The sequence below is a fragment of the Streptomyces winkii genome, assembly GCF_032248595.1.
Classification (GTDB): Bacteria; Actinomycetota; Actinomycetes; order Streptomycetales; family Streptomycetaceae; genus Streptomyces; species Streptomyces winkii.
In genome coordinates, this window is record NZ_JASTTH010000003.1 from 168836 (window position 1) to 191837 (window position 23002).

Annotated in this window: 20 protein-coding genes and 1 pseudogene; 11 read left to right on the forward strand and 10 right to left on the reverse strand. The window is 72.7% G+C overall.

Features of this window, described 5'->3' with window-relative positions:
- Positions 1-81 precede the first annotated feature (81 nt).
- Positions 82-1272 (reverse strand): CaiB/BaiF CoA transferase family protein, encoded by a 1191-nt coding sequence (locus tag QQM67_RS09245; protein ID WP_314173186.1) that lies wholly within the window; start codon positions 1270-1272, stop codon positions 82-84.
- A gap of 248 nt (positions 1273-1520) precedes the next feature.
- Here QQM67_RS09245 and QQM67_RS09250 point away from each other — a divergent pair, with 248 nt between their 5' ends.
- Both QQM67_RS09250 and QQM67_RS09255 read left to right on the forward strand, forming a co-directional pair.
- Positions 1521-2456, forward strand: coding sequence for a hypothetical protein (locus QQM67_RS09250; protein ID WP_314173187.1), 936 nt, complete (start codon positions 1521-1523; stop codon positions 2454-2456).
- Positions 2453-3277 (forward strand): GntR family transcriptional regulator, encoded by an 825-nt coding sequence (locus tag QQM67_RS09255; protein ID WP_314173188.1) that lies wholly within the window; start codon positions 2453-2455, stop codon positions 3275-3277. Before QQM67_RS09250 ends, QQM67_RS09255 begins: the two co-directional genes overlap by 4 nt.
- A gap of 10 nt (positions 3278-3287) precedes the next feature.
- Here QQM67_RS09255 and QQM67_RS09260 read toward each other — a convergent pair whose 3' ends face one another.
- The 4 genes from QQM67_RS09260 to QQM67_RS09275 form a co-directional block, all read right to left on the reverse strand.
- Positions 3288-4052, reverse strand: coding sequence for a YqjF family protein (locus QQM67_RS09260; protein WP_314173189.1), 765 nt, complete (start codon positions 4050-4052; stop codon positions 3288-3290).
- Positions 4053-4197: 145 nt separating this feature from the next.
- Positions 4198-5295, reverse strand: a complete 1098-nt coding sequence (locus QQM67_RS09265; protein ID WP_314173190.1) for a peptidoglycan recognition protein family protein — start codon at positions 5293-5295, stop codon at positions 4198-4200.
- Between the two features lie 657 nt (positions 5296-5952).
- Positions 5953-6951 (reverse strand): SDR family NAD(P)-dependent oxidoreductase, encoded by a 999-nt coding sequence (locus tag QQM67_RS09270; RefSeq protein ID WP_314173192.1) that lies wholly within the window; start codon positions 6949-6951, stop codon positions 5953-5955.
- A 152-nt stretch (positions 6952-7103) separates the two neighbouring features.
- Positions 7104-7370, reverse strand: a complete 267-nt coding sequence (locus QQM67_RS09275) for a DUF397 domain-containing protein (protein ID WP_314173193.1) — start codon at positions 7368-7370, stop codon at positions 7104-7106.
- Positions 7371-8318: 948 nt separating this feature from the next.
- On the opposite strand from QQM67_RS09275, the gene QQM67_RS09280 reads away from it, so the two are divergent.
- Positions 8319-9542 (forward strand): FAD-dependent monooxygenase, encoded by a 1224-nt coding sequence (locus tag QQM67_RS09280; RefSeq protein ID WP_314173194.1) that lies wholly within the window; start codon positions 8319-8321, stop codon positions 9540-9542.
- A 64-nt stretch (positions 9543-9606) separates the two neighbouring features.
- Here the strand turns inward: QQM67_RS09280 and QQM67_RS09285 are convergent, their stop codons facing one another.
- Positions 9607-11091 (reverse strand): cytochrome P450, encoded by a 1485-nt coding sequence (locus QQM67_RS09285; RefSeq protein ID WP_314173195.1) that lies wholly within the window; start codon positions 11089-11091, stop codon positions 9607-9609.
- Between the two features lie 108 nt (positions 11092-11199).
- Between QQM67_RS09285 and QQM67_RS09290 the strand changes: the two genes are divergently transcribed.
- Entirely contained in the window at positions 11200-11814 is a 615-nt protein-coding gene (locus tag QQM67_RS09290; protein ID WP_314173196.1) for a TetR/AcrR family transcriptional regulator, read from the forward strand.
- Between the two features lie 40 nt (positions 11815-11854).
- On the opposite strand, the gene QQM67_RS09295 is transcribed toward QQM67_RS09290, so the two are convergent.
- Positions 11855-12748: an IclR family transcriptional regulator gene (locus QQM67_RS09295; RefSeq protein ID WP_314173197.1), complete on the reverse strand. Its 894-nt coding sequence runs from the start codon at positions 12746-12748 to the stop codon at positions 11855-11857.
- Positions 12749-12965: 217 nt separating this feature from the next.
- On the opposite strand from QQM67_RS09295, the gene QQM67_RS09300 reads away from it, so the two are divergent.
- The 6 genes and pseudogenes from QQM67_RS09300 to QQM67_RS09325 all read left to right on the forward strand — a co-directional run.
- The gene (locus QQM67_RS09300; protein WP_314173198.1) at positions 12966-13922 is read left to right on the forward strand and encodes a LysR family transcriptional regulator; all 957 of its coding nucleotides are present in this window, start codon (positions 12966-12968) and stop codon (positions 13920-13922) included.
- 195 nt (positions 13923-14117) lie between these two features.
- A complete protein-coding gene (locus tag QQM67_RS09305) occupies positions 14118-15410 on the forward strand; it encodes an FAD-dependent oxidoreductase (protein ID WP_314173199.1) in 1293 nt (430 codons plus the stop codon).
- A 219-nt stretch (positions 15411-15629) separates the two neighbouring features.
- The gene (gene ilvD / locus QQM67_RS09310) at positions 15630-17348 is read left to right on the forward strand and encodes a dihydroxy-acid dehydratase (RefSeq protein WP_314173200.1); all 1719 of its coding nucleotides are present in this window, start codon (positions 15630-15632) and stop codon (positions 17346-17348) included.
- Positions 17348-18631 carry an aconitase X catalytic domain-containing protein gene (locus QQM67_RS09315; RefSeq protein ID WP_314173201.1) on the forward strand — a complete coding sequence of 428 codons (1284 nt, stop codon included), beginning with the start codon at positions 17348-17350 and terminating at the stop codon, positions 18629-18631. Before ilvD ends, QQM67_RS09315 begins: the two co-directional genes overlap by 1 nt.
- Positions 18628-19125 carry an aconitase X swivel domain-containing protein gene (locus QQM67_RS09320; protein ID WP_314173202.1) on the forward strand — a complete coding sequence of 166 codons (498 nt, stop codon included), beginning with the start codon at positions 18628-18630 and terminating at the stop codon, positions 19123-19125. The genes QQM67_RS09315 and QQM67_RS09320 overlap by 4 nt, the downstream gene beginning before the upstream one ends.
- Before the next feature lie 95 nt (positions 19126-19220).
- Positions 19221-20540: pseudogene (locus QQM67_RS09325) on the forward strand (MFS transporter); the annotation flags it as partial.
- 103 nt (positions 20541-20643) lie between these two features.
- On the opposite strand, the gene QQM67_RS09330 reads toward QQM67_RS09325, so the two are convergent.
- From QQM67_RS09330 to QQM67_RS09340, 3 genes are all read right to left on the reverse strand, one after another.
- The gene (locus QQM67_RS09330) at positions 20644-21027 is read right to left on the reverse strand and encodes a MazG-like family protein (RefSeq protein ID WP_314173203.1); all 384 of its coding nucleotides are present in this window, start codon (positions 21025-21027) and stop codon (positions 20644-20646) included.
- 112 nt (positions 21028-21139) lie between these two features.
- Positions 21140-21610: a VOC family protein gene (locus QQM67_RS09335; RefSeq protein WP_314173204.1), complete on the reverse strand. Its 471-nt coding sequence runs from the start codon at positions 21608-21610 to the stop codon at positions 21140-21142.
- A 78-nt stretch (positions 21611-21688) separates the two neighbouring features.
- Positions 21689-21895, reverse strand: a complete 207-nt coding sequence (locus QQM67_RS09340) for a hypothetical protein (protein WP_314173206.1) — start codon at positions 21893-21895, stop codon at positions 21689-21691.
- 342 nt (positions 21896-22237) lie between these two features.
- Between QQM67_RS09340 and QQM67_RS09345 the strand changes: the two genes are divergently transcribed.
- Positions 22238-23002, forward strand: a complete 765-nt coding sequence (locus tag QQM67_RS09345) for a lysoplasmalogenase (RefSeq protein ID WP_314173207.1) — start codon at positions 22238-22240, stop codon at positions 23000-23002.

Consider the following 23002-nt stretch of genomic DNA (forward strand, 5'->3'; position numbering starts at 1 on the left):
ATGGGGCCGGGGGCCGGGGGCCGGGGGCCGGGGGCCGAGCGGGCACGGGGACTGCGTATGCCCGGAGGCCGCGGCCCCGCGTCAGACGACGGCGGCGGCCCGCAGCTCCTCCACGGCGTCCGCGGAGTACCCGAGTTCGCCGAGGACGGCCGCCGTGTGCTCGCCCGGCGCGGGCACCGGATCCATGCGTGCGCTCGTCCCGGCGAGATCGACCGGCGGCAGCAGCGCCCGCACCGACTCGCCCCCGGGGACGGCCACTTCACGCCAGCGGTCGCGCCCGCCGAGCACCGGGTGGTCGAGGAACTCCGCGACCGAGTTGACCCCGGCGCACGCGACGCCGATCCGGTCGAGGACGTCCATGATCTCCCCGGAGGGGGAGCGTGCGAAGCGCTCGGCGACGACGGCGTTCAGCTCGTCCCGGTGCGCGACGCGGGCGGAGGAGGTGGCGAAGCGCGGATCCGAGGCCAGGTCGGCGTCTTCAAGGAACTCCGTGCACAGAGCGGCCCATTCGCGCTCGTTCTGGATCGAGAAGAGCACGTCCTTGCCGTCGGCCGCGGTGTAGGCGCCGTACGGGGCGATGGTGGGGTGCTGCGTGCCCAGTCGCGGCGGCTGCGTGCCCGTATGCGCGGTGTAGTAGGCGGGCTGGCCCATCCACTCGGCGAGCGCCTCGAAGAGCGAGACCTCGACGGGGCGGGCGACGCCCGTGGTCGCGCGCGTGAACAAGGCGGTCAGCACGCCGCTGTACGCGTACATACCCGCCGCGATGTCCGCGACGGACACACCGGCCCGAGCGGCTTCGGCGCCGGTGCCGGTGAGCGAGACGAGGCCGGTCTGGCACTGCACCAGCAGGTCGTAGGCCTTGCGGTCCGCCCATGGGCCGCTCGTGCCGTAGCCGGAGACGGTGCAGGGGATCAGGCGGGGGTGCGCGGCGGTGAGCGAGGCGGGGGAGAGGCCGAGCCTGCCGGCGGCGCCGGGCGCCAGATTGCTCACGAACACATCGGCCAGGGCGAGGAGTTGTTCCAGCACGGCACGCCCCCGCTCGTCCTTGACGTCGAGCGTGACGGACTCCTTGGAGCGGTTGAGCCAGACGAAATAGCTGGAGTGGCCGTGCACCGCCGTGTCGTAGCGGCGCGCGAAGTCGCCGCCGCCCGGGCGCTCGATCTTGATGACACGGGCGCCGAGGTCCGCGAGCTGGCGAGTGGCGAAGGGCGCGGCCACGGCCTGTTCGAGACTGACGACGGTGATGCCGTCCAGTGGCCGGACGTCGCTCATGTGCCCACTCTCCGTTCGCCCGGCGCCCCGCCTCGCGCTGCCCCGGCCTGGCCCTCTTCCCACCCTTGCCGGTCGTGGTCCACGATTTGTACGGCCAAATCGCGAGCGGTGTCAACACCGTCATGACGTGCCAATACGTCCGCCGGCGTTGACGGTTCGGCGGCGCTGTCCACAGAATGTTCCCGCTTTGTACGTACCGGGCCGCCAGGCTCGCCCCCCATGCGACCGCCGGAGAGCGAGGGATGTCCGTGTCCGAGCCCATCACCGGCGGCTCGGGCGGCGCCCGGGGCATGGAAGGCCTCCGGGACATCGCCCGTACGTGGCGGCCCGCTCCCGTACACGGCACGGACGCGCTCGATCCGGGGCCCACGGCGGCGCTGTCGGCCGTGCTCGGCCTGCCGGGTCCCGTGGCGTCCGCCGGGCAGGCGCTTCCTCCGCTGTGGCACTGGCTGCACTTCCTGCGCTGGCCGCCGCGGCACGAGCTCGGCAGCGACGGGCATCCACGGGACGGGCACTTCCTGCCGCCGCTGCCGGAGCGGCGGCGGATGTTCGCGGGCGGCCGCGTGGAGGTGACGGCACCGCTGACCCTGGGCCGTCCCGCCGAACTGACCAGCTCCGTCGGCGGAATCGAGGTCAAGGAGGGCCGGAGCGGCGGGCTGCTGTTCGTGACCGTACGCGGCGAATACCGGCAGGACGGTGCGGTGTGCGTGACGGAGGAGACCGACCTGGTCTACCGCAGCGGCGGCAGAGCGCCCGTACCGGAAGGGCTCGTCCCGGACACCGTCACGGCACCGGAGGCCGCCGGCGCCCCCTGGCAGTCGCCGTGGCGCACCGACCCCGTCCTGCTCTTCCGGTTCAGCGCCCTGACCGCCAACGCCCACCGCATCCACTACGACGCTCCCTACACGACCGGCACCGAGGGATACCCGGGACTGGTCGTCCACGGGCCGCTGCTGGTGCTGTCGATGCTGGAGCTCGTACGGCGCGAGGCTCCGGGGCGGAGGGTGCGCTCGCTCTCGTACCGGCTGCGCAAGCCCGTCTTCTGCGGGGAGCGGCTGCTGACGTGCGGCGAGGGCGCGGCGGCGCACGGCCGCGGCAGTCGTGACGGCGGCCCCGATGTGCGGCTGCGGGTGGCCGGTTGCCGCGAGGACGCGCACGCCACAGCGGAGGTGACCTTCGCGTGACGAGTCCCGGGGCCAGACCCGCACCCGCAACCGCACCCGCGACCGGTAACGCAACCGGCACCGCCATCGCCCGCGCCGGTGCGCCCGGGCGTGCCCGCACCGCGTACCGCGGTCTCGCCGACGATCTGCGGGCGGCCCTCCTCTCACACCGCTACCCCGAGGGGGCGCGCCTGCCCACGGAGGCCGAGCTGGTGCGTACGTACCGGGTCAGCCGGCAGACCGTGCGGCGGGCCTTCCAGGACCTCGTGGCGGAGGGGCTGGTCCACCGGGTGCCCGGGCGCGGGACGTTCGCCGCGCCGCGCGGGAGCCGCTACGTGCGCCAGTTCGGCTCGGTCGACGACCTGATGAGCCTGTCCGTCGACACGACCATGCGGCTGTCGTCCCCGCTGCGCCGTCAGGTCGACGTGGACGCCGCGGGCAGGCTCCGGCTGGAGAGCGACGTGGTGCACACCGCGGCCTTTCTGCGGTTCCACGACGACGTGCCGTTCTGCCATACGGCCGTGTGGCTGCCGCCCCGGGTCGGCGAGGCGCTGCGGTCCGTGCCGGAGCTCGCGGAGGAGGGAGCTGTCGGCACCGTCACCGTCCTCGGGCTGCTGGACGAGCGGCTGCCCGCGCCCGTCACGGACGCCGAGCAGAGCATCACGGTCGCCGCCGCCCCCGAGCGGGTCGCGGCGGAGCTGCGCTGCGAGCCTCGCCATCCGGTGCTGCGGATCGACCGGCTGTACGCGACGGCGTCGGGGGAGCGGGTCGAGCTGGCGGTGAGTCACTTCCTGCCGGAGCAGTACTCCTACAGGGTGCGGCTGCGGCGCGGCCCGCTCTGATGTGCGCGGCTCAGGGAGTCGGCACGCCCGCGGGGCGGGCGGGACGCGAGAACCGCACGGGCACTCCCGGCGAGTACAGCACGCTCAGCGGCTCGCCCACCGGAGCGGGCAGCCCCGCCGCCGTCACCAAGTCCTCGTCGCACTCGGTCAGTTCGGCCCGGTGCAGCGGCCACCGCGGGTGGACGTTGGGGAGATACACCGAGCGGTTGAAGAACGTGTTGTGCATGCCCCAGCGGGCCGTCAGAAAGTGTTCGAGCTCGGTGGGCTCCCGGACCGGTTCACCGATCCGTACGGTCATCCGGCAGCGCGCGCCGCGGGGCCCCGGCCAACGGCGCCTGCTGGTGTACGTGATGCTCGTGCCGTGCCGCCGCACCGACATGCGCGACCACCGGTAGGGCATCCGGAACACGGAGAGCGCGACCGTCACCGGAATCAGACGGGAGGCGTCGAGCGAGCGGAAGACCACGCCGCGCCGCCCGTGCGCGTCCACGGAGTACAGGCGCACGTTCGTCTCGGGGAAGCTCCCCAGATACGGGACGCCGGGCAGGCGGAACCACCCCACGCGGTGCATGCGGAAGGCGACGAGGCCGACGTACGTGGTGCCGTGCAGCACGTCCGGTGCCGTGCCCGGCGGCAGAAGGGGAGCGACGACGGCCGGGTCGGCCGCCCAGTGCACGAAGGCCAGGTCGAGCCAGGACTGCGTGAGCAGCGGCATCGACGTGGAGCCGGGCGGGTCGGGCGTGACGGGCTGCGGTTCCCGGGGCGGAGGCGGCACCGGATCAGCATCGCAGAGCCGCCCCGGCACACCGTCCGGGAGCCCCGAGGGGGAGCGGCAGAGGGGCCGGACCGGAGCAGAGAAGAGCGAGGGATGCGGCCGGGGAGCGCGACCCGGCCGCATCCCTCGCGTCATGGCTGCCGCGTCAGGACAGCAGCCGTTTCCAGTCGGCCTGTGAGAGGTTCCCGTCGGACCGCAGACTCGTGCGGCTGCGGTTCTTGCGCATCAGGACGCGGACGGCCTCGTCCACGTCGTCGCCGCGCTCCGGACGGGCGGACGGCGTGATCAGGGGCCAGATGTCCGAACCGAGGTAGCCGGTCTCGTCGGTCTTGCTGTGCAGCTCCGCCGAGCAGGTGTGGCGCTCGACGCCGTTCCGGCCGGCCAGTTCGGCGACGGCGCGCTTCGTCGACGTACCGAAGACGCCGTCCACGGGGACCTCGAAGCCCTTCTCGCGCAGCAGATACTGGGCGGCCCGCACCTGCGCGCCGGCGGCTCCGGGCTTCAGCAGCGGCCAGGCCAGCACCTCGCTCGCGTCGGGGGAGGAGACGCCGAGGACGTTGCCGACCGCGTCGCGCAGCTCCTGGAGGCGCCCGTAGAGGACGTTGCCGGGGCACTCGGTGGAGTTGAAGTCCCGGTGGCCCTTGATGTTCGCGAGGTCCGTGCCGTACTGGGAGGCGATCCACGCGACGAGCTGGACCAGGGAGTCCCACAGGGCGGCGGGGACGTCCACGTCCGTATAGAGACCCTCGTTCTCGATCCCGATGACCTCGCTGTTGTGGCCGCCGACGTTGGCGCCCTGGACGTGCTGCGTTCCGCCGCGGACGACGGACAGGCTCTTGTGGCGGCCCTCCAGGCGGAATCCGCCGCGGGAGTTGGTGAACTGCTGGCCGGTGTCCGACCAGCCGTTGCCGTCCATGTGGTGGTCCTGGATGTCCCGGCAGATCTGCTTCGCGTGCTCCAGCGAGTAGTCCTCGCTGTTGCCCGGGTCTGCCGTGTGGTGGACGACGATGAAGGTCGGTACGTGGTCCTCGACGACGATCTCACCCGAAGCGGGCCGTGCGCCCCACTCCTCGGTGCTGTAGATGCGCGGCTCCGCGGCCCTGGTGCGGGACGTGCGCTGCGGACGGGCCGTCACGGCGGCGTGAGCGGTACCGGCGGTGCCGAGGCCGATCGCACCGGCGGCCGTGGCCGCCACACCTCCGCGCAGCAGTGCGCGGCGGTCGAAGCCTGGCTGTGCAGCCATCTCGGTCTCCTTCGGGAGTGGGAAGGAACGGTGACTCCCGCGCTCGGAGTTCGGTCACCGATGCGTGGGGGACCCGTGCGGGGAGACGGCGGATCTCCCTCTCCCCGCACGGGCTGAAATCGGATTCCGCGCTCCGCCAGTAAAGGCAGGGCGCCATGAACGCGACAACCCCATCGGGGCAACGCGTTGCCACTTTCTCGGAGTTCTGAAAGAAACGCGGATCACGAATCACCTGTAGCAGAGCGAACCGGGCTCCGCCTCCTGTGGTCGGCCCACTGAAAGCGCAGGTTGGTGCACCGTCAGCTGACGGTCAGGCAGATGTCCGCGAGGGCACGGCCGGTGCGTGCCTCCCGTGTGGTGGCCGTGGCCCGCTGTGGCCGCTGCGAGGGAGGGAAGACGGTCGCCGCAGCCGCCGCGCGGTCGCGAGCGGACGGCACGTCAGCCGAAAGGGGACCGGGGGCGCCTGCGCCATACGGGTTCCGTGTCGCGAGCGGTGTGCGCCGCCCCGTCACGGCGGCCGGCCGGTCGTCCGGCGGTCCTGGACGCGCCGTTCGGGCGCGGGCGCGGGACCCGCGGTGCCGGGTCCGCCGCGGGCGGACGTGTTCCGCACGGCTCGCGGCCCCGCGCCTCGATCCGGCGGAGCCGCGAGCCCGGCGCTCAGCTCTTCGCCCGTCCCGCGAACGCGTCGACGCCCGTCAGTTCGGCCGAGAGCGCCCACAGCCGTGCCGCCTCCTTCGGATCGGCCGCGTACTTCCGCACGCCGGAGGCCGCGCCGGGCACGCCCGGCGCCCCGTCCTCGGACGCGTACGGGGCGATGTCGCAGTCCTCGCAGTAGACGCCGCCCATGCCGTCCAGCTGCGGGGAGGTCGCCGCCCACACCTGCGTCGCCGCGCCCTCCTCGGGCGTCTTGAAGGAAGGCAGGAGCGGGTTGCCGTCCTCGTCGATCCACCCGGCGGCGACCATCTCCTCGGTGGGCAGGTGGCGTTGGAGCGGGGTGAGGATGCCGCCGGGGTGCAGCGAGAAGGCCCGTACGCCCGAGTCGCGGCCCAGCGCGTCGAGTTCGACGGCGAAGAGGGCGTTCGCCGTCTTGGCCTGCCCGTACGCCGCCCACTTGTCGTAGCCCTGCTCGAACTGGACGTCGTCCCAGCGGATCGCGGAGCGGTGGTGCCCCCTGGAGGAGACGGAGACGACGCGCGCGCCGCCGTCCCGCACGAGGGCCGGCCAGAGGTGGTTGACGAGTGCGTAGTGACCGAGGTGGTTGGTCGCGAACTGGGCCTCCCAGCCCGGTCCCACACGCGTCTCGGGGCAGGCCATGATGGCGGCGCTGTCGATCATGATGTCGATGCCGCGGTCCGTCGCCAGGAAACGCTCGGCGAAGGCCTGGACGCTCTCGAGGTCGCCGAGGTCGAGCGTGTCGACCTCGATGCCGGAGACTCCCTGGAGGGCCTCCAGCGCCGCCTCGCGACGCCGGGCGGGCACCACGACATGGGCGCCGGCGGCGGCGAGGGCCCGCGTCGTCTCCAGGCCGAGGCCCGAGTAGCCGCCGGTGACGACGGCGAGCTTCCCGGACAGGTCGATTCCTCGCAGGACTTCGGCCGCGGTGGTGTGGGCCCCGAAGCCCGATCCGATGCTGTGCTGGGGTGTGGTGGTGGTCATGGAGCGAACGTTACGAATTGGAGTGCGCTCCAGGGCAAGCCGACGTGCTGGTCGTGCGGCCATCGGTGGCGGCTCGGCGCAGGGCCGGTGCCCTTGTGTGAGCGCCGCCGGCTGGACTCCGTCCCTGCACGGCTCCGGCGGCGCTCACTGTCTCAGGCGGTGAGGAAGTCGGCCGCCCCTGCCTTGGCTCCTTCGATGAACGCGGTGATCTCCTCGGGGGTGTAGAGCAGGACGGGCCCGTCGGGATCGGTGGACTGGCGCAGCGCCACCTGTCCGTCGGGCAGCTTCTTCGCCTCTACGCAGGCACCGCCGTTCTGCCCGCTCCAGGGCTTGTGCCAGCCTTCGGCGCCCAGTTCACGTGCGGGCATCCCATTGCGGAGGCGGCCGGTGTCGCGGCCGGTTACAGCATCAGGGTTCATCTTCCGAACTCCTTACGCAGGTTGATCGGGTACGTGCGCGGTCGAAGCACGTACGCGGTGGTGCGGCCGGCAACGAGACACATGTGAGCGCTTCCAGACGAAGGGCCGCAGGGGGTCACCCATCCGGACAGACCGCACGGGGCAGCTGCGTGAGCGTCAACACAAGCGTTTTCCTTGCGACTTGCTTTGAAAATATCAGAACGAAGCTTGCGGCTTGAAGCTCACAAGGACATAGTGTCAACGTGATGCCGAACACCGGCTCTACAGACCGGAGTTCGGCCCGCGAACCTGCCGGGGCGGGGCCGGGCTTGGGGGGTACGGGATCGTGCTGCGGGGGAGCGTGGTTCCGTCCAAGCGCAATCCGGCCCAGCGAGGGGCGCCGCTCCCGGACCTGCTTCGCCGCGGCCTGCGAAGCCAGGCCGGGAGCGGCCGCCCGTCGTTCCCGGGACACATGAGGCGGCCGGGCGCGTGGCCGCACGGCGCGACCGCTGGACGGACGGTGCCGAACGGGGCGGGCGGCCCGCGCGCCGTGCGGGCAGCTCGACCACCGTCGAGGACGTGACCCGCGTCGGCGGTCAGGGAGACTCGGCCTCGACGACGTCCCGACGGCCGTCAACTCCCCGTCGACGACCGGGATCCCGGGTCCGGATCGAGTGGGCGGCCGGCTGTCGCACCGGTCTCGTGCGCGTGGCAGAACGACCGCCCGTCCGCGGTGAGGCCCTGGTATACCGGCCTCGGATCACTCAGCCGTGGAGTGAGCGACGGAGTGAGCGACCGCCGCGGGCGGCCGGATGCGGAACCCGGGCAGCGGGTACCGTTCACCCCGGCGGGCACGGGCGCACGGCCGGCAGGCTGCCGTCGGTGCGCGACGTTCCCGCTCGTGAGACGGCTCGTGGACGGGCCGCGGCAGCCGGCGCACCGACCGACCAGCGAATGAGGGCTTCGAAGATGCGGATCCTGATCATCGGTGGCGGCATCGCCGGAACCGCCGCGGCGCTCGCGCTGAACAAGGCCGGCATCGAAGTGAGCGTCCACGAGGCCCATCCGGACAGCGGTGCCGACATCGGCGCGTTTCTGACCCTCGCGAGCAACGGCATGCTCGCCCTGGCCCAGTTCGGCGCCGCGGAGGCGGTCGCCGGCATCGGGTTCGAGCTGACGTCGATGCGCCTCACGGGCGACACCGGCTCGGTGGTCTCCACCGTGCCGCTGGGGGAGACCGGCGACCCGCTCAGGCGGTTCCGGTGCCTGCGCCGGGCCGAACTCGGCGCCGTGCTGCGGGAGGAGGCCGTACGCCGCGGGATCGCCGTCCACCACGGCCGGAGGTTCGTCACGGCGAGCGAAGACGAGAAAGGCGTCACCGCCGAGTTCGCCGACGGCAGCACCGAGCGCGGCGATCTGCTTCTCGGCGCCGACGGAATCCACTCCGTCGTAAGGCCGTTGACCGACCCGGAGGCCGCCCGCCCGCGCTACGCGGGCCAGCGCGTCTTCTACGGCTACACCACCGACGCAGCGCCGCCCAACGAGCCGGGGCGCATCGAGATGCTGCGGGGCAGCACGGCCGCCATGGGGTACGCGGTCTCCCCGGCCGGGGAGACCTTCTGGTTCGCCCGCGTATCGGCGGAGGAGCTGAGCGACGCCGAGATCGCGGACACCGCGCCCGCCCACTGGCGTGATCACCTCCTGCCGTTGCTGCGGCCCGACGCGACGCCCGCCGCCGACATCGTCGCGGCGACGGACGGCAGGCTGATGGTGACCAACGCCCGTGATCTGTCGACCGTCACGCGGTGGCGCACGGAGCGGATGCTGCTCGTCGGCGACGCCGCGCACGCGGCCTCACCGGCGACCGGGCAGGGCGCGTCGATGGCGCTGGAGGACGCGGTGGTGCTGGCCAAGTCCCTGCGGGACGCGGACGATACGCGCTCGGCGCTGGAGAGATACGAACGGCTGCGCAGGCCCCGCGTCGAGCGCAACATCGTCAACAGCGCCCGGCTGACGCCCAGTCGGGCCCCGAGCCGCCTCCAGCGGACGCTGAACAACTACCGCGCGAAGTGGAAGAGCCGCACCGCCTCCGCCGCGGGGCGGCCCGCCGCCGACGGGGACAGCGAACTGGCGCGGCAGCTGGACTGGGACACGCCGCTGACCGCCGACTCGCCCGCCGTACAGGGCAGTTGAGACCGGGGCGGCGGGCCTCGGACACCCTGCTCCGGCTCCGCACCGCCCCCGGTGGCGAGCCCGGTCAGCCGCGCGCCCCCGCCGGAGCCTGCACCGGCGTGCGCCGCGTGAGATGCAGGCTGAGGTCCCGCGGCATGAGGGTGAGCCGCTCGCTCACGCGCAGCCGGTAGGCGGGGTCCGACCGGAAGTCGTAGCGGCGGACCAGCAGTCCCAGCACCAGCGTCGCCTCGTGCAGGGCGAACTGCCGCCCGATGCATGCCCGCGCACCCGTACCGAACGGCTTGAAGACGTGCGGCGGCCGGGCGCGCACCGCCTTCGGCTCGAAGCGGTCCGGGTCGAACTCCTCCGCGTCCTCGCCCCATACGGCCGGGTCGCGGTGCAGCATCATGATCAGTACGAGGGCCCAGGCGCCCTTGCGCAGCGGATGGACTCCGCCCAGCTCCGTGTCGTGCAGCGCCTCCCGCGAGAAGGCGGGCGCGGTCGGCCACAGCCGCAGCGACTCGTCGAGGACCCGCCGCACGTACCGCAGCCGCGCGACCTGCTCGTACGCGGGCTCCTCCGTGTCGCCCCAGACCTCCTCCACCTCGGCCTGTGCCCGCGCCAGTACGTCCGGGTTCCGGGAGAGGTAGTGGAGCGCGAACGAGAGCGCCCCCGACGTCGTCTCGTGCCCGGCGACGAGGAAGGTCACGACCTGGCGGCGGATGTTCTGCGGCGAGAGGCGCTCTCCCGTCTCGGGATGGGCCGTCTCCAGCATGCGGTCCAGCAGATCGCCGTGCGAGGCGGTCGCGTCGGCGCCCCTGCGCGCCTCGATCACCTCGTCGACGGTGCTGTTGAGGTAGTCGCGGTTCGCGGCGTTGCGCTTCGCGGCGCCGCGCTGGAGCAGCGGTCCGATCAGCGGCGGCGCGGCGTTGCGGCGCTGCGCGTACGAGAGCGCTCCGACCATCGCCGTGACGAAGGGGTGCGGGCGCGTGCGCTCGAAGGAGCCGAAGTCGTGACCGAAGCCGGCGCGCGCGATGGTCTCCAGCGTCAGCTTGGTCATGTCGCCCGGCACGTCCACGGCGTCTCCGGTGCGGCTCCGCTCGTCCCAGTGACCGGTGAGCTGCCGTGCGACGTCCAGCATCAGCGGGTGGTAACCCTCCATGGCCGCGCGGCTGAAGCCCGGCGCGAGTATGTCGTGCGCCAGCTGCCAGTTGGGCTCGTGGTTGTACGCGGTGAAGAGACCGTCGCCCGCCAGCGGGCGGAGGTTGGCGACCCCGAGGCCGACGTGCTTGGCGAAGCGGGACTCGTCGGCGAGTTCGGCCGCGAGGTCCGCGCCCCACACGAAGACGATCTCCCTGTCGAACGCCTTGCGCCGGAAGATCGGCCCCAGTTCGCGGGCGATGCGCATCGAGTCCTGCACCGGCGAGCGCACGCTCGCGCCGAGCACGTCGCCCAGTACGGGCACCCGGCGCGGCGGATGCGGAATGCGGTGCAGCTCGGGCCAGCCGAGCCGGGCGCTGCGGAACCCCTTGCCCGTGGCGCCGCCAGCCGCTTCCCGTGCCTGAACCATCCGCCTCAACTCCCCGTACCGCAGGCCCGCATGGCTTGTTGTACATCGGTTCAATAAGGCTTCCAGTCTGGGCGGGCCGCCGTACGGACGTCAAGTAAAGTGCCGCTCATGGGCGAGAAGCAGGGGGAGCGCACGCGCCGCCGGCTCAGCACCGAAGAGCGTCGCGAGGAGCTTCTGGCCGTAGGGGCGCGGCTGTTCGCGAGCAGGCCGCACGAGGACGTCTCGATCGAGCAGGTCGCCGAGATCGCGGGCGTCTCGCGGGGGCTGCTCTATCACTACTTCCCGACCAAGTACGACTTCTTCGCCGCCGTCGTCGAGCGGGAGAGCCGGCGGATGCTCCGGCTGACCGCCGCCGTCCCCGGGGTGCCCGCACGCGAGCAGCTGACGAGCGGGCTGGACCGCTTCCTCGAGTACGTCGAGAACCACGCCCAGGGATTCCGCGCCTTCCACCGGGCGGAGGCGGCGGGCGACCCCGCGGTGCGCAGGGTCTACCGGCAGGGCCTGGCGGCGCAGGAGCGGCAGATCCTCGATGCGCTCGCCGCCGACCCCGAAGTCGCGGGCGTCGCCCGTGACTTGCCCACGCTCCGCATCGCCGTGCGCGGCTGGCTCTCCTTCATGGTGACGGTGTGCCTGGAGTGGCTCGACGAGGAGCCGCGCATGGCACGCGACGACGTGCGCGACCTGTGTGCGCGCGCACTGCTGGGCGCGATCACACCGCCCTGAGCGGGCGCGCTCGCGGAATCCGGTCCACCGTCTGTCTCCCCTACGGACCGGTGCCGGTGGACATCGGCGAGTCCGGGGCCCCGGAAGGCCGCGTGACCTTCCGGTCCGTACGGATACGGGATCCGCCCGCTCCCAGGTGGCGCTTGCGCGCACGCGCGCCGGGCGGAGGCGGCACCGCCCCGAGCGCCCGCGAGATGCCCGCGGCGGCGACCTGCACCAGCGGCACCAGCGTGTGCGCGGGGACGGTCTCCACATGGGCGACGACCGAGACGGCCGCGACGACCTCGTGCCCGGGGCCGTGCACCGGGGCCGCCACGGACACGCTGTCCATCGTCACCTGCCGCTCGCACACGGCGACGCCGGTCTGCCGCACCTCGGCCAGTACCTGCCGCAGCCGCGCGGGATCGCACTCGGTCCGCTCCGTGTAGCGCACGTGTCGCTGGGCGAGCGCCCGCTCCTGGACGTCCGCGGACGCGTACGCGAGCAGTACGCGGCCGACGCTGGTCGGCGTGAGCGCGAAACGGCCGCCGACCCGCGTGAGCACGGGCACCGAGGCGCAGCCCGCCAGCCGCTCCACGTACACCACGCACAGCTCCTCACGTACCGCCAGCTGCACGTTCTCGCCGGTGACGCGCGCGAGGTCCGACAGGTGGGGGAGGGCCACCTCGCGCAGGCCGAGGCCCCGCGGCGCGAGCGCCGCGATCTCCCACAGACGCAGGCCTATGCGGTAGCCGCCCTCGGGGCCGCGCTCCAGGGCGCCCCAGCCGGCCAGTTCGTTCACGAGGCGGTGCGCCGTGGTGAGCGGCAGCCCCGTGCGCCGCGATATCTCCGTGAGCGTGAGAACGGGGGCGGCCGGCGAGAAGGCCTCCAGCACGCCGAGCGCTCTGCCCGTGACCGAGCCGGTGCCCGTCGCGGCCCGGTTCTCCTGGTGCATGTGGATCTCCCTCGGACGAATCGGACCGGGCCGCCCCGGCGAAAAGCTAGACAGGCGGGCGCCGTCCGTCAACGTGAGCTGCGAAAGGAGCGGCAGGCGGCCGGAGCCCGCGCGGCCCGCCTGCGGGCGCCCCGCCCCGTGGCCCATGTGCCGCCGGGAGCCTCGTTCTGCCGCCGGAGTCTTGCCGCCCGGAGAGTCACCGACCACGCTGCAACGCATGGCCGCTCCTCCGGCGCGTACGCCCGCACACCTCGCCAATCTCGACCTCAACCTGCTGGTCACGCTGCGCGAGCTGTTCCGGGAGCGCAACGTCACCAGGGCGGCGCGGCGCCTCGGGGTCTCCCAGCCCGCCGTCAGCGCGGCGCTCTCCCGGCTGCGCCGGCACTTCGGCGACGAACTGCTGGTGCGCACGGGCGGCGTGTACGTCCTCACCCCGCTCGCCACGCAGCTGACCGAGCAGGTGGAGACGGTGTGCGCCGCCACCGAGCGCCTCTTCGCCACCGGCAGCGCCTTCGAACCCGCCGACTCCCGGCGCGAGTTCACGCTGCTGATGTCCGACTACCCGGCGACGGTGCTCGGCGACCGGCTCTCGCGGCTCCTGGCCCGTGAGGCGCCGCGGGCCGCGCTGCACATGCGGCTCGTACGGGAGACGATCGGCGGCGACATCGTCGAGACCATCAGGCTCGTCGACGGCATGGTCTCCCCGCGCCTGGGCCACTTCCGCACGCCGGTCAGCTCGCAGCACCTCTTCACCGACCGCTGGATGTGCCTGCTGTCGGCCGACCATCCGCTGTGCGAGGCGGACTCCTTCGGGCTGGAGGACCTGACGCCGCTGCCGTGGGTGGTGCCGTACCACCGCGACGCCGGCTATCCCTCGGCGTCGCCGGCGACCCGGCAGCTCACCGCCCTGGGCATCCGGCCGCGGATCGCCGTACGCGTGGAGAGCTACCGGGCCGTGCCCGACTTCATCGCCGGTACGGGGCGGGTGGCGCTGTACCCGGCGCGGCTCGCGGCCCGGCTGCCGGCCGAGCGCGGTGTGCGGGCCCTGCCGTGGCCCGTACCGGTCGACGAGATCGACGAGCTGCTGTGGTGGGACACCGTCTACGACAAGGACCCGGCGAACGTGTGGCTCCGCGACCTGGTGGCGCGGGCGGCGGCCGAGGCCGCCCCGTGACCGGCCGCCCGCTGCCCGCCTGACCTGGTGCGGAGGCCTCCGCCATAAACGCCGTTGATGACAGCCAGCCGAAGAGGCTATTGAACCGGACGTTCCCTTTCCGGAAGTTGCCTTCCTAACCTGCCCCGCGAGGCAGTGCTGCGGCGCCTTCCCCCGCGTACCACGGCGCCGCAGCACCCCACCACTGGAGGCCGCATGCCCCACGAGCTCACCGAACTCACCCTGCACACCGTCACCAAGGAACCGGGCCCGGCGGTCCACTCCCTGGGCGCGGACGTGTGCGTCGTGGGGGCCGGCGTCTCCGGGCTGTCGGCCGCGATCGAATCGGCCCAGCTGGGACGGGACGTCGTCCTGGTCGACAGCCTGCCGGTGCTCGGCGGGCAGATGGTCAACTCCCTCATCGGCCTCTTCTGCGGAGTCTTCGGCAACGCGCCCGCGTACCGTCAGCTCACCCACGGGATGTTCGACGAGATCTTCGACAGCCTCGGGCCGGCCGGCGACCTGCACTTCAACCGCGGACACACCATCACCGTCAGTTATGACGAGGTCGCCCTCGGCCGGTGGGTCGAGCGGAGGATCCGCGAACTGGGCGTGCGCGTCGTCCTGGGCGCCTCGATCACCGGCGTCGAGCGCGACGGCCGCCGCATCCGCGAGGTCGCCTTCGCGACCCGCTTCGGAGACGTACGGGTCGCCGCGCCGGGATTCGTCGACGCGACCGGCGACGCCGCGCTCGCCTGGGAGGCGGGACTGCCGTGCCGGGTTCCGGAGCGCACCATCTACGGCTCGCAGCAGATCGTGCTGGAGCACCTGGACGAGCGGCACCAGCCGGGACGGGAGGAACTCGCCGAGCACGTCGCCCGCAAGGCCCCCGAGTACGGGCTGCTGCGCCACGACGGGCTCGCGTTCTTCTTCCCCGGCCGCAACACGGCGGTGATGAACATGACCCACATCGAGGCGCCGCTGGACCCCGTACGCGCCGCGCAGGCACAGCTCGAAGGGCGCGAACAGGCCGACCTGGTCGTCGAGTTCCTGCGCACCGAGTACCCCAAGGCCTTCGGGCAGGCCCGCGTGCGCTCGTACGGGCTGCCGGGGCGCCGCCAGACGCGCTGGATCAAGGGGGTCCACTCCCTCAGCCTCGGCGAGGTGCGCGCGGGCACCCGCTTCCCCGACGCCGTGGCCCGCACGGCCTGGCCGATCGAGCTGCACGACCGCGCCGAGGGCTACGTATGGGAGATGTTCGACGCCGACCACATGCACTACGTGCCGCTGCGCTCGATGCTCTCCCCGGACGCCGACAACCTCGTCGCCGCGGGCCGCTGCGCGGACGGCGACGCCGCCGCGCTCTCCAGCGTCCGCGTCATGGGGCCGTGCGCCGCGATGGGTGCGGGAGCCGCGCACGCACTGGACCTCGCGGGAGGTGACGGCAGCGTGCACGACATCGATGTGCAGGCACTCCGAGGGCGGCTCACCGACAACCTCGTCGGCTGACACGGCGGGGACGGAGAGCCGGGACGGAGAACCGAGCACCGATCACCGGCCACCGGTCCGGCCACCGGAAACCGCCTTCGGGCCCCGTCCTCCGAGGACCGGCCTCCCACCGTCCACCCCGAAGTCCCACCTCCGAACTCCCACCACCGAACTCCGACCACCCACCACCGGATTCCGACTGCCGACGTCCGGACGAGTACCGAGCAGCAGGAGCAGGCGATGACGGAACTGCGGAGCAACTACCCACCCGGCACCTCACCCTGGGCGGTGCGCCGGGCACAGTGGCGCGCCCTTGGGCTGACCGACGAGGACATGGCCAAGCCGAAGATCGCCATCGTCAACTCCTCGTCCTCGCTGGCCATTTGCTACAGCCATCTGGACGGGGTGGCACAGGCGGTCAAGGAGGCCGTCGCCGAGGCGGGCGGCCTCGGCTTCGAGATCCGTACCGTCGCGCCCAGCGACTTCATCCACAGCGCAGGGGGCCGCGGCGGCTACATCCTCTCGGCCCGCGATCTGATCAGCCACGACATCGAGGCGGCCGTCGAGGGCGCGCAGCTCGACGGAATGGTCTGCCTGGCCTCGTGCGACAAGACCGCGCCCGGCCAGCTGATGGCCGCCGCCCGCATCAACGTGCCCACGGTGATGGTCGGTTGCGGCTACCAGGCGTGCGGCACCCACCGCGGCAGGCACTGCGACATCGAGGACGTCTTCCTCGGCGCCGGGCACCACGCGCAGGGGCGGCTCTCCCTGGAGGAGCTCACCGCCATGAGCGAGAAAGCCGTCGCCGGGCCCGGGGTCTGCGCGGGCATGGGCACGGCCAACTCCATGCACATGGCGTGTGAAGCGCTCGGCATGGCGCTGCCCGGATCGACGCCCGTCCTCGCCGGCAGCCCCCGGATGCTGGACGACGTGCGGGCCGCCGCCCATCGAGCGGTCGCGCTCGTGCACGAGGATCTGCGGCCCCGGGACCTGCTCACGCCGCAGGCCTTCGAGAACGCCGTGACGCTGATGCTCTCGGTCAGCGCCTCCGTCAACTCCGTGAAGCACCTCCAGGCCATCGCCGAGGAGGCGGAGTCCGGTGTCGACGTGTACGGGCTCTACGAGCGGCTCGCCGACTCCGTACCGCTGCTGGCCGCCGTGCGGCCCAACGGCCCCGACTCCATCGAGGAGTTCGAGGCGGCGGGCGGAGCGGCCACCGTGATGCGTGCCCTCGGAGATCTGCTGCACACCGGAGCGAAGACGGTGACCGGCCGCAGCCTCGGCGAGAACCTGGGCGCGGCGCCCGACCCGGACGGACGCGTGATCCGGCCCGCCGACAGGCCGTTCGGGCGCCGTCCCACGATCGTCCTCGTCCGCGGGAGCCTCGCCCCCGCCACCGGCATCGTCAAACTCGCCGTCGACGAGCAGCGCGAGACCTCCTTCACCGGTCCCGCCAAGGTCTACGAGGACCCGCTCGCCGCCCTCGCCGGCCTGCGCGAGGGCGCCGTACGGGCGGGAGACGTGCTCGTACTGCGCGGGCTCGGTCCCAGGGGCACGCCCGGCATGGGCATGGCCTCGCGCCCCGTCTTCGCCCTGGACGGCGCCGGACTGACCGGGCAGGTGGCCGTGGTCACCGACGGGCAGCTCTCCGGCCTCGTCAACAAGGGCGTCGTCGTCGGCGAGGTGTCGCCCGAGGCCGCGGACGGCGGGCCGCTGGCGCTCGTGCGGGACGGCGACACCATCACGATCGACCTCGCCTCGCGCCGCGCCGACCTCGTCGTACCGGACGACGAACTCGCCCGGCGCGCAGAGGAGTTGACCGCCCGGCCGGAGCCGGAACCTGCTGGGGAGGCGACCGGAGCGGCCGCTCGCGGCTGGCTCTCGGTCTACCGGCGCACGGTACGTCCCCTCCAGGAGGGGGCGGTGCTCTCGCCCCGCGCACAGGAGGCACGCCGCTGATGCTGCTCACAGACTCCGACAAGGCCATGCTGGACGGCGCCGACGGCGCCGCCACCGCCGCGGCCATGGACCTCCTCGTCCGCTACGGCCGCGCGCTCGACGCCGAGAGGCTCTGCGACGTGCGCAACGTCGCCGGCACGATGACCCAGCCCTCGCCGGTCAAGGCGCAACTCGTGCGCGAGGGCGGCTGGGACAAGGCGTACGCCGTGATCAACCTGGACTCCGACGAGGATCTGGAGATCCCCGCCATGCGGGTTCCGACCTGCCAGCTCCAGCAGTCCTTCGGACCGGACTCCGAGGGCATCGCCCCGTATCCGAAGGAGATGATCGAGCTCCAGAGCGACGCCGAGTCCTTCTACGGCCGCAAGGGCGTCAACATCCTCGCGACATGCACGCCTTACCAGGTCGGCAACATCCCCGTGCGCGGAGAGCACCTCGCGTGGATGGAGTCCTCCGCGGTCGTGTACGCCAACTCCGTGCTCGGCGCCCGTACGAACTGCGAGGGCACCGCCTCCACCGGTGCCGCGTCGCTGACCGGCCGCATCCCGTGCTGGGGCAACCACCACCCGGACAACCGACGCGGCACGCACCTCATCGAGGCCCGCACCAAGGTGGACGGGCCGCTGGACTGGGGCATGCTCGGCTACTTCGCGGGCGGCCTCGTCGAGGACGAACGCCCCGTCGTCACCGGCGAGTTGGGGCAGCCGGACCTGCTCGACCTCAAGCACTTCGGGGCCGCGGCGGCCTCGTCCGGCGGCGTGGAGATCTACCACCTGCCCGGCATCACACCCGAAGCCCCCACCACCCAGGCCGCGTTCGGGACGGCTGCCCCGGTGCCCGAGGCCGTACCGTACGGGCCGCGCGAACGCCGCGCCGTCTACGAGGACCTCAACTCCCAGGGCGACCGCACCGAAGTCGACTTCGTGCTGCTCGGCTGCCCGCACGCCTCCCTCGACCAGGTACGCGAGACCGCAAGGCTGCTGGAAGGCCGCACGCTGCACTCCGGGACCCAGCTGTGGCTGATGGTGCCCAGAGCGCTGCGCGCCACCGCCGACCGCAACGGGTGGACGGCCGCGATCGAACGGGCCGGCGGGCGCGTGCTCACCGACTCGTGCCCCGCCATGTCGCGCTCGGCACCCCCCGGAACCAGGGTCTTCGCCACCGACTCCGCGAAGCAGGCCCACTATCTGCCGGCGATCCTCGGCATCGAGGCGTGGTTCGGCACACACGAGGACTGCGTATCGGCGGCCGTCACGGGCCGCTGGAAGGGAGAGCTGCGATGACTCCGCGATCCACTCAGGCGTATCAGGCATCACCCGGGGACGCGGGCCGGCACGACCGCGCCGCACTGGAGTTGCGCGGCAGGACGGTCGTCCCCGGCACGGCGGAAGGAGAGGCGCTCGTATCGACGGCGACGATCTCCGGCTGGGGCGGCATCGACCCCGCCCGCGGCGTGATCATCGAACGCCGGCACCCCCTGTACGGGCAGTGCTTCGCCGGCAGGGTGCTCGTCTTCCCCGGGGCCAAGGGCTCCTCGGGGTGGGCCGGCTTCTTCCAGTCCACGCGCCTGCTCGGCACCGCGCCGGCCGCGATGGTCTACGTCACGACCACCACGAAGGCCGCCCTCGGTGCGGTCGTCACCCGGGTCCCCACCGTCACCGGGCTGGACCAGGACCCGCTCACCGCGATCCGCACCGGCGACTTCGTCCGCGTCGACGCCGCCGACGCGGGCCACGGCCTGGTCTCCGTGTATCCCGCGTCCCCGCACGTCCCGTGAATCCCTGAATTCCCCGAACCCCGCGGGGCGCGCGGGTCTCCCGAGTTCCGCGAATCCCCCGAACCCCGCGCAACCTCAATGACGAGGAGCATCCCATGTCATCCGCACCGTCCTCCCCGGGCGGGCCCGCCGCGCCACCCGTGGTGGAACTCGCCCCGCTCGTCGAGAAGCAACAGGGCCGCAGGGCCTGGTACCGGGTCTTCGCCGTCTGCTGTCTGATCACCTTCCTCGACGGCTTCGACTTCCAGATCCTGTCCTTCACCGCCACGTATCTGAAGGGAGACTTCGGGCTCAGCGACACGCAGTTGGGCACGCTCGGCACAGTCGGTCTCTTCGGCACGCTCGTCGGCGGGCTGTGCATGGGCTACCTGGGCGACCGCTTCGGCCGCAAGCCCTCGATCGTGGTGTGCGTCGCCGGCTTCGGCGTCTTCATGATGGCCTTCGCCCTTGCGGACACCTACGCACATCTCTTCGTGCTCCGCTTCGTCTCGGGCTTCTTCCTCGGCGGAGTGCTCCCGCTGTCGTGGGCGCTGGCTGCGGAGTACGCGCCGAAGAGGGTCCGCGTCACCGCGATCTCAGTGATCATGGTCGGATACACGCTGGGCGGCGCCGCAGGCGGGCCCGTCTCCAACCTGCTGGTGCCCGGCCACGGCTGGAGCTCCGTCTTCGTCGCGGGCGGCGTCTGCTCGCTGCTGGCTCTCGTGCCGGTGGCGATCTACCTCCCCGAGTCCGTCAAGTTCCTCGCACAGCGCGGCCGTCCGGACGCCGACCAGCGGATCGCGGCGATCCTCACCCGGCTCTGGCCCGGCCAACCCGTCGCCCCCGGCGCGCACTTCGTGCCCGGCGATCCCCAGCCGCCCACGCCAGGACGGAAGTTCACCCCCATCACGCTCTTCCGCGGTTCGCTGGCCCGGATCACCCCGCTGCTGTGGATCGTGTACGTGTGCTCGTCCGCGCTGATCTACTTCATGGTCTTCTGGACGCCGATGATCAACGAGCGGATGGGCTTCAGCGTGAGCGCCGCCGCCCTCATCGCCGCCGCCGCGAGCGTCGCGGGAGCCGCCGCACAGCTCGCGATCAGCCGCTTCGTGGACCGGCGAGGCGTCGGCAGCATCCTGTGGATGCCGCTGGCGGCGACGGCCGCGATGCTGATGCTGGGACTCGGGGCGCCGGGCCCGGTGCTGTACATCATCGTCGTCATCTCCGCGAAGATGTTCATCAACGGCGGCCACGGCGGCATCACCAGCATCGCCGGCACGTTCTATCCCACGGCGATACGCGCCAACGGCGCCGCCTGGGCGTCGTCGGTCGCCAAGGTCGGTGCCATGGTGGGGCCCTGGCTCGGCGGTGTCCTTCTCGACGCGGGCCTCGGCACGTCCGGTGCGTTCACCACGTTCGCGCTGTGCCCCGCCGTCATGGTCGTCGTGCTGATCGCCATGGGACGGGCCCAGAAGTCGCTCTCTCCGGACACGGAAGGCGCCCTGGCCTCCGCGGCGGACGACGTGAGCCCGGCGGCCGTCACACCCGGGCCTGCCCCGGAGGACGCGGCGGCCGCGGGGAGTTCGGATGCTCCGGGGCCCGCGGGGGCTGCGGTGGCAGCGAACGCCGCGCCACCTCCCGGATCTTCGACTCCAGCGCCCCGGCCGGATCGTCCGTGAAGCGGTGCAGTGCGACGGCGGCCGTCAGGATGACGTCCCACAACTCCGCCGCCACATCGGCCGGTGTGTGCGTGAGGCCCTTGCGCGGGTTCTGGCCCGTCGCGCCGATGTACGCCTGCATCACCTCGCCGGACTCCTCGGCGAGCTTCATCAGGCGCATCGCGGTCTCCCGCTCGCCGTCGCCGTTGGCTGAGTCCAGCCACTCCACAAGCCGTCGGATCGTCGCCCACTGATCAGGCGTCATCGGTCGCTCCCTTCGCGCGCGGCCCCACCCGCGGCAGCGTACGGGTGCGGCACGAGGCGAGGGCCTCGTGCCGCACCCGTACGGCGTCGGTCAGCGTGACCGAGGCAGGCGCTCACCCCCGGCCCGCGGCCTCCAGGCCCTGCACGTCGAGCTTCTTCATGCCGAACATGGCCTTCATCACCCGGGCCGTCTTCGCCGGGTCCGGGTCGCTCAGCAAGTCCGTCAGCACCCTCGGGACGATCTGCCAGGACAGGCCGAACTTGTCCTTCAGCCAGCCGCAGTCGCCCTCTTCGCCGCCCTCGCCCAGCTTCTGCCAGTACATGTCCACCTCCGCCTGGTCGGCGCAGTCCACGTACAGCGAGACCGCCTCGTTGAAGGTGAACACCGGGCCGCCGTTGAGCGCGGTGAAGCGCTGCCCCGCCAGCTCGAAGGCGATGGTCATGACGGTGCCCGCCTCGCCGGGCCCGGCCTCTCCGTACCGCTGCACGTCGACGATGCGCGAGTCGGGGAAGATCGACGTGTAGTGCTGCACGGCCTCTTCGGCCTGGTCGTCGAACCAGAGGAAAGTGGTGATCTTCTGCATGGGATGTTCCGTCCTCTTCGGTCACGGTGGCGGGGTTGCTGAGTCCTCACGGAGCGTCGGGCGGAGATGCGGCCGCGCTCAGCCGGCCCATACGTCGGGACCGCCGCCGCGCCACTCGATCAGGTTGGGATCGTCGAGCTGGATCTCGTCCTCGCTCAGTCCCGCCTGGCGGAGGAACTCGCTGACGTCCTCCGGGCGGAAGGCGACGCCGAGTTGCTCCGTGTGCGCGGTGACGCGGCGCCCGCCCCCGGTGGCGGGCGGATGCACGACGATCGGCGGGGTCACGCCGTCCTCTCCGGCGTCGTGGGACGCGGACCGCGGCCGCACCGTGCGCCGGCGGGGGAGCGGAGCGGACCGTCCGCGGGACACCGCAGGCCGCTCGGCGCCCGGCGTCCGGGCGGCAGCTGACGGGGCGTCGGCGTACGCGGGGGAGCAAGGGGCATCAGCGGCTCCGATCCATGGACGGGGCACGGCCGGTCCGGCCCTTCACGACGAACCGTAGGAACGCGCCCGCCCGGCCTGGTCGCGCCACTCGCCCACTTCGACCGAATGCCGCCGCATGTGCGTCCCTTCCGGCCCCGCGGCGGCCCTGTTGACCGGCTGTGCGACCCCGGCAAGACTGCCCGCATGAAGATCACAGGGCGCCACGGCCGGCACAGAGTCCGCAGCGCGGTGGCGGAGGCCGCCGCGCGCACCGTCCGGCCCGACGGGAACGGCCGTGGCGCTCTCGTCGCCTTCGGCGCCCTGGCCGCCACGGACCTGGCCGCCGTCGCGAGCGACCGTACGCGGGGGCTGCGCCGCGCGGCCAAGCCGCTGCTGATGCCCGCGCTCGCCTCGTACGTACTGCGGCGCCGCTCCGGCGAACGGGCTCCCGCGCCCGCACCGCTCGTCGCCGGCCTCGGCTTCGCCACCGCCGGGGACACCGCGCTCCTCTTCGACGAGCACGAACCGGCCTTCCTCCTCGGCATGGCCGCCTTCCTCGGCACACAGGTCAGCTACACCGCGGGCTACACACGACTCGGGGGACTGCGCTCGCTGCGCCGCAAGCCCTGGACCGCGGCCGGCTGCCTCGCGGGCTGGGCCGCCGTGAACGCCGTACTCGCCCCGACGCTGGAGAAGCGGCTGCGGCTGCCCGTCGCGGGCTACAGCCTCGCGCTGACGCTGATGGGCGCGGCGGCGCTCGGAGTCGGCGGCCGAGTGGGCGCGGGCGCCGCCGCGTTCGTCGGCTCGGACCTGCTGATCGGGCTCCAGGCGGCCGGACGCAAGGTGCCCTCGCAGGAGCTGCTGATCATGGCCGGCTACATCCTCGGGCAGTACCTCATCACCACGGGATGGCTGGACCGGCAGGACGCGTACGAGGTGCCGTCCGCGCAGTCGCCCCGGTACGCATGA